The 719-nt window shown below is 39.2% G+C and carries 1 protein-coding gene; it reads left to right on the top strand.

Annotation, left to right across the window (positions count from 1 at the left end):
• On the top strand, positions 1-719 hold a 719-nt coding region (locus IV54_RS09105; RefSeq protein WP_162259326.1), incomplete at both ends, for a MobA/MobL family protein.

Below are 719 nucleotides of genomic sequence, written 5' to 3'. Positions count from 1 at the left end.
AGCTTTATTTTGACACCAAAGAATGCGCCAGAATGGGCGAGTGATAGAGAGAAATTGTGGAACGAAGTAGAAAGAAAAGACCGTCGAGCAAACTCACGGTACGCTAAAGAGTTTAACGTGGATCTACCCGTTGAATTAAGTGAAGATGAACAGAAAGAATTATTGACAAAATATGTACAAGAAAATTTTGTTGATGAAGGTATGGTTGCCGATGTGGCAATTCATAGAGATCACCCAGATAATCCGCACGCTCATGTGATGTTAACTAACCGTCCATTTAACCCAGACGGAACGTGGGGATTGAAAAGTAAACGAGAAAACATATTGGACGAAAATGGGAACAAGACTTATACAGGAAATAGTCGTTTCCCAAGATCAATAAAGGTGTGGTTAGTTGATTGGGATAAAAAAGAAAAAATAACTGAATGGCGGCACAATTGGGCGGCAAGTGTAAATCAGGCTTTAGAGCAAAAAAACATTCCTGATCGGATCAGTGAAAAATCATTTGTGGAACAGGGAATAGCTGACACACCAATGCAACACGAGGGAATCAATAGCAAACGGCATGAAAGAAAGGCATTTAATCAACAAGTTAAGAACTATCGTAAGTCCAAAGCTGGCTATAAAAATATGCAGGAGAAAGTAGTTAATCGAGGCCACTTGGATAGCCTAAGTAAACACTTCTCGTTTAACGAGAAAAAAGTGGTCAAAGAGTTAAG

This window comes from Levilactobacillus paucivorans (genome assembly GCF_001437125.1).
GTDB classification, from domain to species: Bacteria; Bacillota; Bacilli; order Lactobacillales; family Lactobacillaceae; genus Levilactobacillus; species Levilactobacillus paucivorans.
The sequence above is the reverse complement of the archived record's forward strand: the minus strand, read 5'-3'. Positions and strand labels throughout refer to the sequence as shown.